Source organism: Gordonia sp. NPDC127522 (assembly GCF_042672305.1).
Lineage (GTDB): Bacteria > Actinomycetota > Actinomycetes > Mycobacteriales > Mycobacteriaceae > Gordonia > Gordonia hongkongensis.
The window spans coordinates 48,803-64,626 of record NZ_JBHXVK010000021.1; the positions used below are offsets into that span (position 1 = coordinate 48,803).

Annotated in this window: 9 protein-coding genes; 2 read left to right on the plus strand and 7 right to left on the minus strand. The window is 68.7% G+C overall.

The genetic code is table 11. From position 1 onward, the window contains the following. Positions 1–70 precede the first annotated feature (70 nt). Positions 71–316 carry an RNA-binding S4 domain-containing protein gene (locus ACFVHY_RS22080; protein ID WP_226512064.1) on the plus strand — a complete coding sequence of 82 codons (246 nt, stop codon included), beginning with the start codon at positions 71–73 and terminating at the stop codon, positions 314–316. Between the two features lie 776 nt (positions 317–1,092). Here ACFVHY_RS22080 and ACFVHY_RS22085 read toward each other — a convergent pair. The 4 genes from ACFVHY_RS22085 to gltB all read right to left on the minus strand — a co-directional run bounded on the left by ACFVHY_RS22085 (position 1,093) and on the right by gltB (position 8,989). Then, positions 1,093–1,764 carry a DedA family protein gene (locus ACFVHY_RS22085; RefSeq protein ID WP_058253696.1) on the minus strand — a complete coding sequence of 224 codons (672 nt, stop codon included), beginning with the start codon at positions 1,762–1,764 and terminating at the stop codon, positions 1,093–1,095. Between the two features lie 122 nt (positions 1,765–1,886). Beyond that, positions 1,887–2,774, minus strand: coding sequence for a cutinase family protein (locus tag ACFVHY_RS22090; protein WP_390275462.1), 888 nt, complete (start codon positions 2,772–2,774; stop codon positions 1,887–1,889). Positions 2,775–2,958: 184 nt separating this feature from the next. After that, complete coding sequence (locus tag ACFVHY_RS22095; protein WP_205333930.1) at positions 2,959–4,413, minus strand: glutamate synthase subunit beta; 1,455 nt, start codon at positions 4,411–4,413, stop codon at positions 2,959–2,961. Beyond that, the gene (gene gltB, locus ACFVHY_RS22100; protein WP_390275464.1) at positions 4,406–8,989 is read right to left on the minus strand and encodes a glutamate synthase large subunit; all 4,584 of its coding nucleotides are present in this window, start codon (positions 8,987–8,989) and stop codon (positions 4,406–4,408) included. Before gltB ends, ACFVHY_RS22095 begins: the two co-directional genes overlap by 8 nt. A 504-nt stretch (positions 8,990–9,493) precedes the next feature. Between gltB and ACFVHY_RS22105 the strand changes: the two genes are divergently transcribed. Beyond that, positions 9,494–10,543 carry an alpha/beta hydrolase gene (locus tag ACFVHY_RS22105; RefSeq protein ID WP_390275466.1) on the plus strand — a complete coding sequence of 350 codons (1,050 nt, stop codon included), beginning with the start codon at positions 9,494–9,496 and terminating at the stop codon, positions 10,541–10,543. A 312-nt stretch (positions 10,544–10,855) separates the two neighbouring features. Here the strand turns inward: ACFVHY_RS22105 and ACFVHY_RS22110 are convergent, their stop codons facing one another. From ACFVHY_RS22110 to ACFVHY_RS22120, 3 genes are all read right to left on the minus strand, one after another. After that, entirely contained in the window at positions 10,856–12,265 is a 1,410-nt protein-coding gene (locus tag ACFVHY_RS22110; RefSeq protein ID WP_390275467.1) for a carotenoid oxygenase family protein, read from the minus strand. Between the two features lie 45 nt (positions 12,266–12,310). Continuing rightward, on the minus strand, positions 12,311–12,934 hold the full coding sequence (locus tag ACFVHY_RS22115) for a hypothetical protein (RefSeq protein ID WP_390275469.1): 624 nt from the start codon (positions 12,932–12,934) through the stop codon (positions 12,311–12,313). 124 nt (positions 12,935–13,058) lie between these two features. Further along, a complete protein-coding gene (locus ACFVHY_RS22120; RefSeq protein ID WP_390275470.1) occupies positions 13,059–15,794 on the minus strand; it encodes a LuxR C-terminal-related transcriptional regulator in 2,736 nt (911 codons plus the stop codon). Positions 15,795–15,824: the final 30 nt, after the last annotated feature.

The window sequence follows — 15,824 nt, forward strand, 5'->3', positions numbered from 1 at the left end:
TTGGCCCCGCCCGGCACAGATCGTCTTGCGTCCCCGACGGCCGAGGTGGCCCGGCGGGCGGTGGAACGGCATGATCGAAGCCGTGTACGACGTGACGATCCGGGACGACTCCATCCGACTCGGCCAATTCCTCAAACTCGCCAACCTGATCGAGTCAGGGGCCGAGGCCAAGGAGGTGATCGCCGACGGTCTGGTCACGGTCAACGACGAGGTGGAGACCAGGCGCGGCCGTCAGCTGACGATCGGCGATGTGGTGTCGGTCGGCGGGATGAGCGTGCGAGTCGTCGCCGAGGGAGACGTACCACCTGCCCCCTGAGGTGCGAGCGACGGGCTCCCGCTCCCTGAGGTGCGAGCGACGACCTCCTGCTCCCTGAGGTGCGAGCGACGACCTCCTGCTCCCTGAGGTGCGAGCGAAGCGAGCCTCGAAGGGCGCTAGGACCGGACGCCGAACCGTCTGAGCTCGGCGGGTGTGATGAGTCGTTCCGCTTCGGCGGGGAACATCGTCGTGGAACCGCGGCGGCCCCCGAGTCGCCCGCCGGTCAGCGAGTTCAGCAGAGAGCCCCGGCGGGGCGAGTGAAATGTGTCAGCCAACTTCATGACCAATCACTTCCTGATACTTCACATTCGTTACAACGGACTGGAACTTTGTTTTACTGTAGCGGCTGTTCCTGGTCGTGTCGCCGGACTTCTCAGTGGCTTTCGCCACGCCCCCGCGACTGCCGACACGTGTGAATCCCGCAGCTCCGGTTCCCGAAACGGCGAGTGCCGCACACGACGGCTAGATCGATCGTCGCACGAGAACTGTTACCTCGCGCGTAGCGACGCGCCCCTCACCTGCATGAATGACCCGGGCGCGGCCAGGCGTTCACTCGCCCCCGCGGGTCGCCGTCGAACAACCGAAGCCGCCGACCCGGGATTCGGGCCGGCGGCTTCGGTGTGATGGACGACGATGGCGGTCAGTGCGCCTCTCGGCAAACAGGCCGCTCGAAGCGGCAAAGGGTGGGACCCGGGGCATTGAGTCCGTCACCGTCGCGGGGTACAACCGCGCTTCCGCACGAGGTATTCCACGGGTCGTCCCACTCTCCCGGCCCGCTATCCCGCGGCACTGGCGCGGCGTCGGCGGACCCGCTTCACGACGAACCAGGCAACCATGAGGACCAGCACGGCGATCACGATGTTGCTCAGCACGCCACTCCACCGTTCGAGCGCGGGGGCGATCGCCGGACCGAAGCCGAAGCCGATCCCGATCCACAGTGCGTTCCACACGCCGGAACCGAGCGTCGTGTAGGCGGTGAAACGCCAGAACGGCATCTTCTCGATGCCGGCCGGGATGGAGACGAACGATCGGACGAGCGGCACGCACCGACCGAGGAGAACCGCCATTCCGCCCCAGCGGACGAAGTACTCCTCCGCCTTGTCGAAGTCGTCGTAGTCGAGCAGCGGCATCCGGCCGACGAGTCGCCGGGTGCGGTCGCGACCCAGAGCCGCGCCGATCCAGTACCAGAGCCAGGCCCCGACGAGCGAACCGATGGTCGCCGCGGCCCAGGCGAGCCAGACGTTCATGCGGCCCTCGTAGGCGAGGAACCCGGCGCCGGGGAGAACGGCTTCGGACGGGATCGGCGGCAGGAAGGTCTCGAGAAGGATCGCCACCCCGACGCCCAGCTCGCCGAGCGTGTCCATGAGGTCGAGAATCCAGCCGATGAAACCGCTGTGACCTTGCGACGGGTCGGTCTGGGCGAGTACGGCGGCGAGCTGCGTTGGCAAGGAGATGTTCCGTCTGTCCGAGGGCGGGCGGCTGGTCCCCGGGATCGGTGACCACTTCGGCCGCCACTCTAGTCGGACGTCCGATTCATCCGGTTCTCGTGCAGGTCAGCCGACCGGCGTCGTCACGCGAGGCCGGCGAGGAACCGGTTGGCCCACCGCACCGCGGTCACGCCGGGACGGACCTCGAAGTCCCGGTAGGTGCCGTGCGACCCGGACTGGAGGAATTGGTTGAACGACCTGATCTGCTCGCGAGCGCGCGCGTCACCAAGCTCCTGCGCGATCTCGCCGGGGCCGCCGAGGGTGAGCAGTTCGGAGAAGATCGCGCCCGCCTCGGCCTGATACTGCACGATCTGGCTCGGCGTCGGGTCGCTGGTCTCGGCGAGGTAGCCGACGATCCGTGTCACGTAGTAGTCGCGGGGCACGTTGCAGTAGACGTCGGTGGGTTCGCAGATCGTGAAGGCCCTGGGCAGGACCCACCCCATGCCATCGAGGCGTGGTCCGCCACTGCCCTCACCCCTCAGGGCGGGGCCGATGAGATTGTCCCGCTTCGACCGCCGCGGGTCTGCGATCAGCACGACCCCCGCGACCTGGCTCGGACGGATCGCAGCGCGACCGGTGCCGATCTCGGATGCGAGGTCACCGGCGGCGTCGGCGCCCTGGCTGTAGCCGACGAGCGCGATCCGGGTACCGGGGCATCGTCGGAGCATCCGAAGGGCGAGCCCCGTGGTGTTGGCAACCGCCTGTGCCTTGGACTTGCCGTAGATCGCCTTCTCCCACGGGAACGCCGTCGCGTCGTATCCGACGTACTGCACGCGGGTTTCCGGTCCGAGCCCGGCGGTGACCTCCCCCAGCACACCCGGGCTGGCGCCGTTGGACCAGGTCCCGGGGACCGCGAGCACGTAGATCTTTGGGCACCCCCGGGGCGCGGCAGTCGCCGTCGGGACGGCGAGCACACCGCCGGCCAGGATCGCACACAGCAGGGCGCATACGGTCGCGATGATCCGACGCATGGTCCGTTCCCTTCGTACCAGCCGAGGAGGCAGCTTCACCGCCGAGTCTAGGTCGGGCGTCCGGCGGGCGTGTTGCCGCCTGCGGAACTCCCGTGGAACGACGATTCTGCCTACGCAGAACTCCCGCCCACCCTGAGCGGGTGAGCGGGAGTTCGGTGTCGTACGTACTACACGAAGCTCGCGATCAGCGCTGCGCGACCTGCGTGGGCACGATCGGTGCGGGCAGGTCCGACGCCCCGGTGAGGAACGCGTCGGCGGCCGCGGCGGCCGAGCGCCCCTCGGCGATGGCCCACACGATGAGCGACTGTCCACGCCCGGCGTCGCCCGCGACGAAGACACCCGGCTGACCGACAGCCGCGAAGTTGCCGTCACGCTTGACGTTTCCGCGGGGGTCGTACTCGACGCCCATCTTGTCGAGGAGGTCCTCGCGCTCGGGGCCGACGAAGCCCATGGCCAGCAGCACCAGGTCCGCCTCGAGCTCGAAGTCCGAACCTTCCACCTTCTCGAAGCGGCCGTCGCGCATGACGACCTCGTGCGCCTTGAGCCCGGTGACCTTGCCGTCCTCACCGACGAACTGCTCGGTGTTGACCGAGAAGACGCGCTCGCCGCCCTCTTCGTGGGCGGACGACACCCGGTACATGAGCGGGTAGGTCGGCCACGGGGTCGACTCGGCACGCTCGATCGGCGGCTTCGGCATGATCTCGAACTGGTGGACGATCTCCGCGCCCTGGCGCAGCGAGGTGCCCAGGCAGTCGGCGCCGGTGTCGCCACCGCCGATGATGATGACCTTCTTGCCCTTGGCCGAGATCTGGCCCTCGACCTCGTCGCCGAGCTGCACCCGGTTGGCCTGCGGCAGGAACTCCATGGCCTGGTGGATGCCGTCGAGCTCACGCCCGGGGATCGGCAGATCGCGACCGATGGTCGAACCGTTGGCGAGGATCACCGCGTCGAAGTCGGCGCGCAGCTGCTCGACGGTGACGTCGACACCCACGTTGACGCCGGTGCGGAAGACGGTGCCCTCGGCCTCCATCTGCGCGAGACGACGGTCGATGTGGCGCTTCTCCATCTTGAACTCGGGGATGCCGTAGCGGAGCAGGCCACCGATGCGGTCGGCCCGTTCGAACAGCGTCACGTCGTGTCCGGCACGCGTGAGCTGCTGCGCCGCAGCGAGTCCCGCGGGCCCGGAGCCGACGACGGCCACCGACTTGCCGGTCTTCTCCGACGGCATGACCGGGGTCACCCAGCCGTTGTCGAAGGCGTTGTCGATGATCTCGACCTCGACCTGCTTGATGGTGACCGGCGGCTGGTTGATCCCCAGCACGCACGACGCCTCGCACGGAGCCGGGCACAGGCGGCCGGTGAACTCCGGGAAGTTGTTCGTCGCGTGCAGACGTTCGATGCCGTCGCGCCACTGGTCCTTGTAGACCAGGTCGTTCCACTCGGGGATCAGGTTCCCCAGCGGGCAGCCGTTGTGGCAGAACGGGATACCGCAGTCCATGCAGCGGCTCGCCTGCGTCTTCAGATGGCCCTTGTCGAAGTCGGTGTAGACCTCTTTCCAGTCCAGCAGACGCAGTTCCACCGGGCGGCGGTCGGGCAGCTCCCGCTCGGGGTGCTTGAGAAATCCTCTGGGGTCAGCCACGTGCGGCCTCCATGATCGCTTCGTTCACGTCTCGCCCGGTCTTCTCCGCCTCGGAGATGGCCAGCAACACACGCTTGTAGTCGCGCGGCATGACCTTGGCGAACTTGGTCTGGGCGGTGTCCCAATCGCCGAGCAGCGCTGCCGCGACCGGGGATTCGGTCTCGGCGCGGTGCTCTTCGATGATCGTGGCGAGGAACTCGATGTCCTCGTCCTCGAGCGGCTCGAGGTCGACGAGCTCGGTGTTGAGGTTGTCGGCCAGCTTGCCCTCGGGGTCGAAGACGAACGCCATACCGCCGGACATGCCCGCCGCGAAGTTGCGGCCGGTCTCGCCGAGGACGACGACGCGTCCACCCGTCATGTACTCACAGCCGTGGTCGCCCACACCCTCGACCACCGCGGTGACGCCCGAGTTGCGAACGCAGAAGCGCTCACCCACGATGCCGCGCAGGAAGATCTTGCCCGCGGTGGCACCGAAGCCGATCACGTTGCCGGCGATGATGTTGTGCTCGGCGACGAAGTCGTCCGGCGCGTTGCGTGCCGGACGGACCACGAGGCGACCGCCCGAGAGACCCTTGCCGACGAAGTCGTTGGCGTCGCCCTCGAGGCGCAGCGTGATGCCCTTGGGAACGAAGGCACCGAAGCTGTTGCCGGCCGATCCGGTGAAGTCGACGATGATCGTCCCGTCGGGAAGACCCTGTGCGCCATAGGCCTTGGTGACCTCATGGCCCAGCATGGTGCCGACGGTGCGGTTCACGTTGGTGATCTTCGAGGTGAAGGACACCCGCGTGCCGTGGTCGATGGCCTCGCGGCTCTGCGCGATGAGCTGCTGGTCGAGCGCTTTGTCCAGGCCGTGGTCCTGCACGCCGGAGCAGTACAGGTCCTGGTTCATGAACGGCGACTCGGGCATCGCCAGGATCGACGACAGGTCGAGCTTGCCCGCCTTCTCCGACTTCCAGTGCGCGAGCGCCCTGGTCGTGTCGAGCGCCTCGACGTGACCGACGGCCTCCTGCAGGGTGCGGAAGCCCAGGCGCGCCAGCAGTTCCCGGACCTCTTCGGCGATGTACAGGAAGAAGTTCTCGACGAACTCCGGCTTGCCCGCGAAACGCTCACGCAGCAGCGGGTTCTGGGTGGCGACACCCACCGGGCACGTGTCGAGGTGACACACCCGCATCATGATGCAACCCGCGACCACCAGCGGCGCGGTGGCGAAACCGAACTCCTCGCCACCCAGCAGGGCGGCGACCACGACGTCGCGACCGGTCTTGAGCTGGCCGTCGACCTGCACGACGATCCGGTCGCGGAGTCCGTTGAGCAGCAGGGTCTGCTGGGTCTCGGCCAGGCCGATCTCCCACGGCGCACCGGCGTGCTTGACCGAGGTCAACGGCGTTGCGCCGGTACCGCCGTCGTGCCCTGAGATGAGGACGACGTCGGCGTGCGCCTTCGAGACACCGGCCGCGACGGTGCCGACGCCCACCTCGGACACCAGCTTCACGTGGATGCGGGCCTGCGGGTTGGCGTTCTTCAGGTCGTGGATCAGCTGCGCGAGATCCTCGATCGAGTAGATGTCGTGGTGCGGGGGCGGCGAGATGAGGCCGACGCCCGGCGTCGAACCACGGACCTCGGCGACCCACGGGTACACCTTGTGCGGCGGCAGCTGCCCGCCCTCACCCGGCTTCGCACCCTGCGCCATCTTGATCTGGATGTCGGTGCAGTTCGACAGGTAGTGCGAGGTGACGCCGAAGCGGCCCGACGCGACCTGCTTGATCGCGCTGCGGCGCCAGTCACCGTTCTCGTCGTGATGGAAGCGCCGCGGATCCTCGCCGCCCTCACCGGAATTCGAGCGACCACCGAGCCGGTTCATGGCGATCGCGAGGGTCTCGTGCGCCTCCGCGGAGATCGAACCGAAGCTCATCGCGCCGGTCGAGAACCGCTTCACGATCTCGCGGGCCGGTTCGACCTTCTCGATCGGGATCGGGTCGCGGTCACCGAAATTGAAGTCGAACAGGCCGCGCAGCGACGCCATCTGGCGGGACTGGTCGTCCACCAGCTTCGTGTACTCCTTGAACACCTTGTACTGGCCGGTGCGCGTGGAGTGCTGGAGCTTGAAGACGGTGTCCGGGTTGAACAGGTGGTACTCGCCTTCGCGGCGCCACTGGTACTCGCCGCCGACCTCGAGCTCGCGGTGGGCGCGCTCGGACGGGCGATCGGAGAACGCCAGCGCGTGGCGGGTCGCGACGTCGGCGGCGATCTCGTCGAGACCGATGCCGTCGAGCTGGCTGTTGAGCCCGGTGAAGAACTCGTCGACGGTCTCCTGCGAGATACCGATGACCTGGAAGAGCTGTGCACCGGTGTACGAGGCGAGGGTCGAGATGCCCATCTTGCTCATCACCTTCAGCACGCCCTTGCCGGCGGCCTTGATGTAGTTCTTCTGCGCGGTGGCGAAGTCGAGGTTGCCGAGCACACCGCGCTCGGTCATATCCTCGATCGACTCGAAGGCCATGTACGGATTCACCGCTGCCGCACCGAAACCGACGAGTGCGGCCACGTGGTGGACCTCGCGGCAGTCACCGGACTCGACGATGAGACCGGCCTGGGTGCGCTTGCGTTCCCGCACCAGGTGGTGGTGCACCGCAGCCGTCAGCAGCAGCGACGGGATGGGTGCGTAGGTCTCGTCCGACTCGCGGTCGGACAGGATGACCAGGTTCACGCCGTCGTCGATCGCGGCGCTGACCTTCGCACGCACCTCGTCGAGGGCCTTGCGCAGACCGGCGCCACCCTCGGCCACCGGGTAGAGGCCGTGGATGTGGACGCTGCGGAAACCGGGCAGTGCGTCGTTGGAGTTGATCTCCACCAATTTCGCGAGCGTGTCGTTGTCGAGGACCGGCGACGGCAGCTCGATCTGACGGCACGACTCGGGGCCGGGGTTCAACAGGTCGGCCTCGGTGCCGATGGTGCCGCCGACGCTGGTGACGATCTCTTCGCGGATCGCATCGAGCGGCGGGTTGGTCACCTGGGCGAACAGCTGCTGGAAGTAGTCGAACAGCATGCGCGGGCGCTTGGACAGCACCGCGATCGGGGTGTCGGTACCCATCGAGCCGAGTGCCTCGGCACCGGTCTTCGCCATCGGCGCGACCAGCAGGTCGAGTTCCTCACGGGTGTAGCCGAACACCTGCTGGCGCAGCGCGACCCGGTCGTGCGGCATGTGCTGATGCGGCGGCGCCTCGATGTCGTCGACCGCGACCAGTCCCTGCTCGAGCCACTCACCGTAGGGGTGCTCGGCGGCGAGCTCGTCCTTGATCTCCTCGTCGTCGACGATGCGGCCGGCAGCGGTGTCCACCAGGAACATGCGGCCGGGCTGAAGACGCATCTTCTGCACGACGTCGGAGTGATCGATGTCGAGCACGCCGACCTCGGAGGCCATCACGACGAGCCCGTCCTTGGTGACCCAGATCCGACTGGGCCGCAGGCCGTTCCGGTCGAGCACGGCACCTACGACGGTGCCGTCGGTGAAGCACACCGACGCCGGTCCGTCCCAGGGCTCCATCAGCGCGGAGTGGTAGCGGTAGAAGTCCCGGTGCTCGGGCTTCATCGACTCGTGACGCTCCCAGGCCTCCGGGATCATCATGAGCACGGCGTGCGGGAGGGAACGTCCACCGAGGTGGAGCAGCTCGAGCACCTCGTCGAACCGGGCGGTGTCCGACGCACCCGGGGTGCAGATCGGGAAGATCTTCGACGCCGCGTCGGCCCCGAAGGCCGCGGTGTCGATGAGCGCCTCGCGGGCCCGCATCCAGTTCTCGTTACCGGTGACGGTGTTGATCTCGCCGTTGTGGGCGACGCGGCGGAACGGATGCGCCAGCGGCCACGACGGGAAGGTGTTGGTGGAGAAGCGCGAATGCACCAGACCGAGCGCGCTCTCGACACGCGAGTCCTGCAGGTCGACGTAGAACTCCCGCAGCTGCGGGGTCGTCAGCATGCCCTTGTAGACAAAGGTGCGTCCGGACAGGCTCGGGAAGTAGACGGTCTCACGTCCGGGCCCGTCGGCGCCGGCGCCCTTGTTGCCGAGTTCGTACTGGACCCGCTTGCGCACGACGTAGGCGCGGCGCTCGAGTTCCATGCCCTCGGCGCCGCCGACGAACACCTGACGGAAGGTCGGCATGGCATCGCGGGCAAGTGCTCCGAGCGAGTTCTCGTTGGTCGGCACCTCGCGCCAGCCGAGCAGGGTCAGACCCTCTGCCTCGATGACCTTCTCCACGCCCTCGCACGCGAGGCGGGCGTCTTCCGAGCCCTGGGGCAGGAAGGCGATACCGGTCGCGTAGCTGCCCTCCGCGGGCAGCTCGAAGTCCACGGTCTCCCGCAGGAAACGGTCCGGGACCTGGATCATGATGCCCGCACCGTCGCCGGTGTTGGGCTCGGCACCCGCGGCGCCGCGGTGCTCGAGATTGACCAGCGCCATGATCGCCTTGTCGACGATGTCGCGACTGCGCCGCCCGTGCATGTCCACGACAAACGCCACGCCGCACGAGTCGTGCTCGTTGCGTGGGTCGTAGAGACCCACCGGTCCCGGAGCCTGCTTCATAGTTCGCCTCACTTTGCGCGCGAGGAGTGCACGCACTACCCGTCGTCGATGTCTGGGGCCACACCGGCCGTGTCGGGCCGCGGACCACGATGTCCCCGGCGTCGTCGTGCTCCACCCGCATCGGGGCTGACCTGGGCAGAGCCGACGATCACAGCGGCGGTGAGTCCCGGTCAGCGCCGTTGCTGACGGTCCCTTCGGGCCGCATCGTCGGGACCCGAACCACCCTGCTCATCGCAGCTACCGCGCGCAGCACGCCAGAGCGCCCCCGGGCAGCCGTATGAGCATTGTGAGTCATTTTTCCACGCGAAGGGCCCACTCTCGAAATCCGGTTACCACAGAGACACCGCCGGTGCACGTCAGACGGAAATCCGGCGATTCGGGGTCCGCCCCGGAGACGGCCCGCGCGGGCGTTTCGGGAGCGTCGACGGTCGCGGCCCGATTGCGGCCGGGTCTCGCCCTGACCGATCCCGCACCCGCACGTCGTCGAGCCACTACCGTCAGGTGATGAGCGTCACCGTACCGGCCGATGAGCCCACCTCGGAAGCCGATCTCCTCGCGCATCCGTTCGGCCGCCTGGGCGTCGATCCGTACGGTTCGCGGCGTTCCCGAGCGGTCAACGCCTATCTGGCCCGCGTCACCTGGCCGATGATGACCGCGGCCGGGGTCAGCCACCCCCGCGTCACCGCGCAGATGATCCAGCGGACGCGCCCGGCACTGAACCGGACCATCGAGCGGATCAACCCGCCTCCGGCCAACACCCGGGTGGAGATCGTGCGCGAGAACTTCCGGGGTGGGCAGGTCCGCGGCGAATGGGTGATCGGCCGGCAGGCGAACGCTCCGGTCCCCGGTTCGCGCATTCTGTATTACATGCACGGGAGCGGGTACGTGGTGTGCTCGCCGCGAACGCACCGGGGCCTCGTCGGCCGGCTCGGCAACAAAACCGGCCTACCCGCCTTCAGCCTGGACTACCGGCTGGCCCCCGAGCACGCCTGGCCGTGCGCGGGCAACGACGCCGTCCGCGGCTATCGCTGGCTGCTGTCCCAGGGGCACCGGGCCGAGGACATCGTGGTCGCGGGTGACTCCGCCGGCGGCCACCTGGCTCTCGACCTGCTCGCCGTCAACCACGCCACCGGGACCCCGCAGCCGGGTTCGATGGTGCTGTTCTCGCCGCTCTACGACCCGACTTTCCAACTGGCCGTGCGTAATCAGCGCACCGGGGTGCGGGACCCGATCATCGACGCGATGTCCGCCCGCAAGATCTTGCGGCTCTACACCCGGACCGCCGACCCCGACCACCCGAGGATGCGCGTCCGCCTCACCCCGGACATGGCCCTGCCCAAGACGCTCATCCAGTACGGGGCGCGCGAGGTGATGGGGGCCGACGCCCGGGCCACCCACGACGAGATCACCGGTGCCGGAGGGGTTTCGGTGATCCAGGCCTGGCCCGACCAGGGTCACGTCTTCCAGCTGATCCCCCGGTTGTCGGCCGAGGCGCGGTCGGCCATCGACATCGCTGCGCGGTTCATCGAGGTGACCGCGCCGGTTGCTACGTGATCCGAAGGGCCCCTTCGCACAGAATCACATTCACCCCCGCTCTCCAATCCGAGAGAACCACATACCCGCTGGTCCCTATACCGAGAGAACGACCTGCCCCCTGCTCCCTGAGGAGCGCCCGGAGCTTGCGGAGGGCGCGTCACGAAGGGTCTTCGCAACCCGACTCGCCAAGACCCTTCGTGACGCTCGCAAGCTCGCTCCTCAGGGAGCAGAGGGGCGGCTCGCAAGCTCGCTTCGCTCGCACCTCAGCTCAGGAAGCAGAGACTGTAGCTCGCTGCTCAGAAAGCAGGCACGAGTCGACGATCCCCCGCTTCACTCCGGGTCCGCGAGCCACGCGCCGTGCAGCCCGGCGGGGACGCGGATCGGCAGTTCGACGGTGGCGACCGGTCCGGCCGTCGGTTCGTCGGCGGCGAGAAGGTAGAAGTACGAACGCATGTCGGCGGGGTCGGTGCCGATCGCGCCCCAGTGATCGCGTTCGGCGCCCGGGATGTAGATCGGCTCGCCGATCGCGGTTCCGGGACTCCAGAAGGTCTCGGTTCCGGCGGAGAGGTCGTGGAACCAGAGACTGTCGGTGGCATCGGTGTCGTGGGGCCCCTTCGCCACCGTTGCCACGCGATGGTGGTCCCGGGTGAGCAACCGGTCGTCAACTCGCGGGAACTCCAGGTTGAAGGCGTTGTCGCTGATCGTGTTCCGGGTGATGGTCCCGTCCGGGCGGATGATCGCGCGGGTGAGCGCCGACGTTGCCGGCCGGGGTTCGGAGGCGAAACCACCCGGGTAGCTCCATTCCACGTAGTCGACGGTGACACCGTCGTCGGGGCCCGGACCGTCGAAGGCGTTGGCGAAGTGCCACACCCAGAACGGATCGGTCTGGACCCAGCGCACCGGACCGCCGTCGCGCGGGATGAGGGCGATGCGCGTGCCGTCGTCGGGTTGCCAGGACAGCAGCGAGCCACCGGTCATCGCGGCTTCGAGGTCGAAGATCAACGGGCACACGAAGAGTACGAGGTACCGCGACGTGAGGGCCATGTCGTGGATCATGACCGACTTGTCCAGACCGTCGACCGGGTTGGGCCCCGTTGCCGCCGTCCCGTCCGGATTCACGATCGACCAGGTGAGATACGGCGCTTCGAGGCTGTAGTTGAACAACACCATCTCGCCGGTGGCCGGGTCGATCTTCGGGTGGGCGGTACTGCCGACCCGCATCGCGCCGTCGCAGTCGGCCTTGGCCAGCGTCGCCAGCGTCGACGGCTCGAGCAGGTAGGGCTGGTCGGATTCGGCCATCGCCATCAACCGTCCGCCGTGGCGGACGATGTTGATGTCGGGCAGTTCGCGGTAGGTGCCGGCGAGTTCGTCCCCGACAACACTCGCGGGTGGTGTGTACCCGTCGGTGAGCCCGGACCAGAGTGCATGTCCGGCAGCCTCTTCCGCGATGACCATCGGGGTCCGGACGAAGCGGTTGGTGTACCCGACGCGACCGCCGTCGATGCTGATCCGGTGCACCATGCCGTCACCGTCGAGGGGATAGACGAACGATCCGATGGGATCGAAACGCGGATTGGGGCCGTTGCGCAGGTAGCTGCCGCGCAGATCCGCGGGGATCTCACCGCGGACGGGCAGGTCGGTGACATCGACCTCCTCCCGCTGCGGCGCGTACACACCGGTGAGGTGGGCGTGATGCGCAAGGTCGACGGGGGCGGGCGTGGGGGGCGTGGCGATGGTCATCGGATGTCCTTCGGGCGGGTCGGTAGGAGGGCGGTGCCGCGGGGGTCAGCCGGCGGTCGGGGCGGTGGAGGCGGCGGGCGCGCTGGGGGCCGCGTCGGCGATTGCCCGGGTCCGCTTGACCGCGAACACGATCAGCGCGATCGGCACGACCCAATTGAGCAGGATGTTGCCGGGGTGGCTGCCGGACACCGACGCCGACGACGCCAGCAATCCGGCGATGATGTGCGAGCAGCCCATGAGTGCGATCGCCCCGGCCCACACGAGGCTGATCTGGCGGTTCTTCGCGCGGAACACCGGTGAGTGCCACAAGGCGGGATCGACGGTCTCCCGGGCGTACTGCTCGGTGAACGGGACCGTGAACGCGGACACGGCCATGACCGCGGCGAGGACGAACGCCGAACCACCGCGACCGAAGAACACGAGCGCTTCATCGACCTGAGTATCACCGAAGATGCCGATGAGCGCGATGACGCCGAACAGGACGACCCCGGCGACGTCGATGATCTTCCAACCGCCGCCGGTGCGGACGGCCTCGTAGATGGTGACGGCCAGGGCCAGCGCGCAGGCGGCGAGCGCGGCGAGCGTGACGTGGTCGGCACCCAGGCGTTCGGCCGCCCAGGCGAACACGAACCAGGGGGCGAGTCCCAAGATCATGGATTTTGCGTTCACGGGTGGTCTCCTTCGGTACGGCCGAGGTGGGTTCTCGTTGGGGTACACCCAACTGTCCGCCGGTCCGGTGACGCGAACATCTGCGTGCTGACGGAGAAAATGCCGCCAACCGTGTCGGGGTGGATCAGTTCTGCTGCCGACCCACGACGAAGGCGGCGAGCTCGACGCGGGTACGCAGATTGAGTTTGGCGAGGGCGTGGGAGACGTGGGTCTGCACCGTGCGGGTCGAGATGAACAGTCGGCCGGCGATCTCGCCTCCGCTCAAGCCGGCCGCGACCAGTTCGGCGACGGTCGTCTCGGTTTTGGTGAGACTCTCCCAACCATGGGTCGGCCGGTCGCGTGCCGCGGGGTCGAGCCGAATCCCCAACGGACGCAACCGCGAGGCCACGCGTGCGGAGCTGGTGCCTGCTCCCATGGCACGCGTCAGTCGCATCGATCGCCGGGCGAGGTCGCGGGCGCGGTCCCGGTCTCCCGACAGGGCGGCCGCGAACGCGGCTTCCTCCCACATGCACGCCTCGGACTGCCGGTCCCCGACCGCCTGCACAGTTTCGGCGTACTCGTCGGCGGCGTGCACGATCGTCAACGGGTCCGCGTCGTGGAGCAGGACCGAACACATCGCACGGGCCACCGCGACGGGACCGGACATGGGCCGCGCGGGCGGTACCGGGAACTCGTCGAGCCCGTCCAGAACGCCGCCGAGCAGAGCGGTGTCGCCCGCACGCACCCCGATCCGCGCGGTCTCGAGAACGACGGTGGGCAGCCAGGAGTACAGACCGAACCGGCGGCCGTGGTCCCAGGCGATCCCGGCTGTCGTCGCGGCCGCACGCAGCTTCCGGCTCGCCTCGAGCAGCAGGGCGCGGGCGTGGGTGGGCACCGGGAAACCGAACTGGTCCGGTAGTCCCGCGTCGTCCCACGCGTCGAGTCGGGTCGACGCGGCCGCCAGGTCACCGCGCAGCACGTCGACCATGGCCCGCCCGCCGACCGCCATCGACTTCCAGCCCATGTCCGCAGAGTCCGCGCGATCCAGTCCGGCATCGAAGGACGCCGCCGAATCGTCGAGGTCGCCGAGCCCGAGAGCTATTCCGCCGCGGGTGAACTCGTGGTACGCGGTCATCCAGTCGGCGCCCCGGCTCGATCGCAACCGGGCAGCACCGGCGAGCAGGTCGGCCGCGGCCGCCGGGCCATGCGCATACTGTTCGATCAGCGACGGCCAGATGTCGGCCGACGACGTCGACAGTGTGCCGCCGACGGATTCCGCCGCGTCCCGACGCGAGGCGAGCAGCGCGATCCCGAGCGCCTCCTCCACCTCGCCGCGCAGGAACCGGCGTAGCGCCTCGGCGATCAGGCCGGACACCGATCGGGTGGACGCGTCCCGCTCGACGTCGAAGAACGGGGTGTCCGGCGCGGGCCTTCGTCCGTCGAGGATGCCCACGTAGTGCCGCAGGTCGGTGAGCGTGCCGGCGACGTCGTCGCCGACCGGGAGTTGCAGGGTCTCGTCGATCAGGTCACGTACCCGGTCGGTGTCCCCCTTGGCGATCAGGGCGAACAACAGGATCCGATGCAGCTCGGCGAACTCGGCGATCTCGGTCGCCAGTCCCATGCCGTCCTCGGCGACGCGTGAGGCCCGGTCGAGTTGTCCGGTTCGGGCGAGGGCGAGCGCGAGTGCGGTGTTGACCCCCGCCGACGGACGTGCGGTGCCGGCCAACGTCTCCAGGAGCTCCGCCGCGACCGCCGGTGTGCTGGCGAGTTCGTTCTCGGCGCGGCGTACCGCCGCGAACATCGCGGATTCGTCACTGCCCGAGGCGATCCGGTGATGCGCCACAGACTGCGGATCGTGCCGGGTGCTGGGATGGCTGGCGATCGCATCGTGCAGCACCGAGCGCAGCATCGGATCGAGTTGTCCATAGGTGACGTCGGCGTAGAGGTCGTGCGTGAAGCGCAACGCTCCCCCGTCGTCGACGCCGACGATCCCGGCGTCGATGGCCGACTGGGCCGGCCCGACCAGAGAGGCGGGCGGAACCGCGTCGACCGCGGCCAGTTGCGCGAGTGTCGCCGGGCGGCCCCACACCGCGAGCTTCTGCGTCAGTTCGCGCGCACGCCCGTCGAGGAGGGCGACGTGTTCGGCGATCGCGTCCTCGAGTCCGCTCGGCAGCCCGGTCGCGGTGCGTGCGTCGACCGCGGCGTGGCCGTCGACGATCCGCAGACCGCCCGACTGCTGCAGCGCGCGCAGGACCGAGATCACGTGCATCGGGTTGCCACCCGATGCTCCGAGCAGCCCGAGGAGCTCGTCGTCTGGCGCGGCGCCGACGATCTCGGTCGAGATACGGCGGACCTCGTCGGCCCCCAACGGGGGCAGCGACCAGTCGACGACCTCCGCTCGCGCCACCAACCGGTTCAGCAGATCTCGTTGCGGGAGCGGACGCCGGCCGACGAGCATCACCAACGGTAGGACCCGCGTGGCAGGGACGAGACGGGACAACAGTTCCAGGGTCGCGGCATCGGCGTGGTGGGCGTCGTCGACGACGAGCACGAGCGGCCCACCGGCGCACAGCGTGTCCACGCGCGCATAGAGGTCGTCGTCGAAGCCGTCGGGAACCGGCGTCGGCAGATCCACTCCGAGCAGCTGCCCGGCGAGTCCGAACGGTTGGCGCCACGACAGCTCGTCCGCGCACACCGTGCGGACGGATCCATCGGCGGCAGAGGCCAGTTCCCGCAGCGTATGGGTCTTTCCGGCGCCCGGCCCGGCGGTGATCACGCCGACCCCACGGCGGGCGGGACCCGAATCGCGTTGGGCAGTGGCGACGAAGTCGCGCATCTCGTCGACCACCGCCCGACGGTCGGCGGACTGGGACGCGAGCACGGACTCAGGGTATCGGCTGTGTCCGATTCG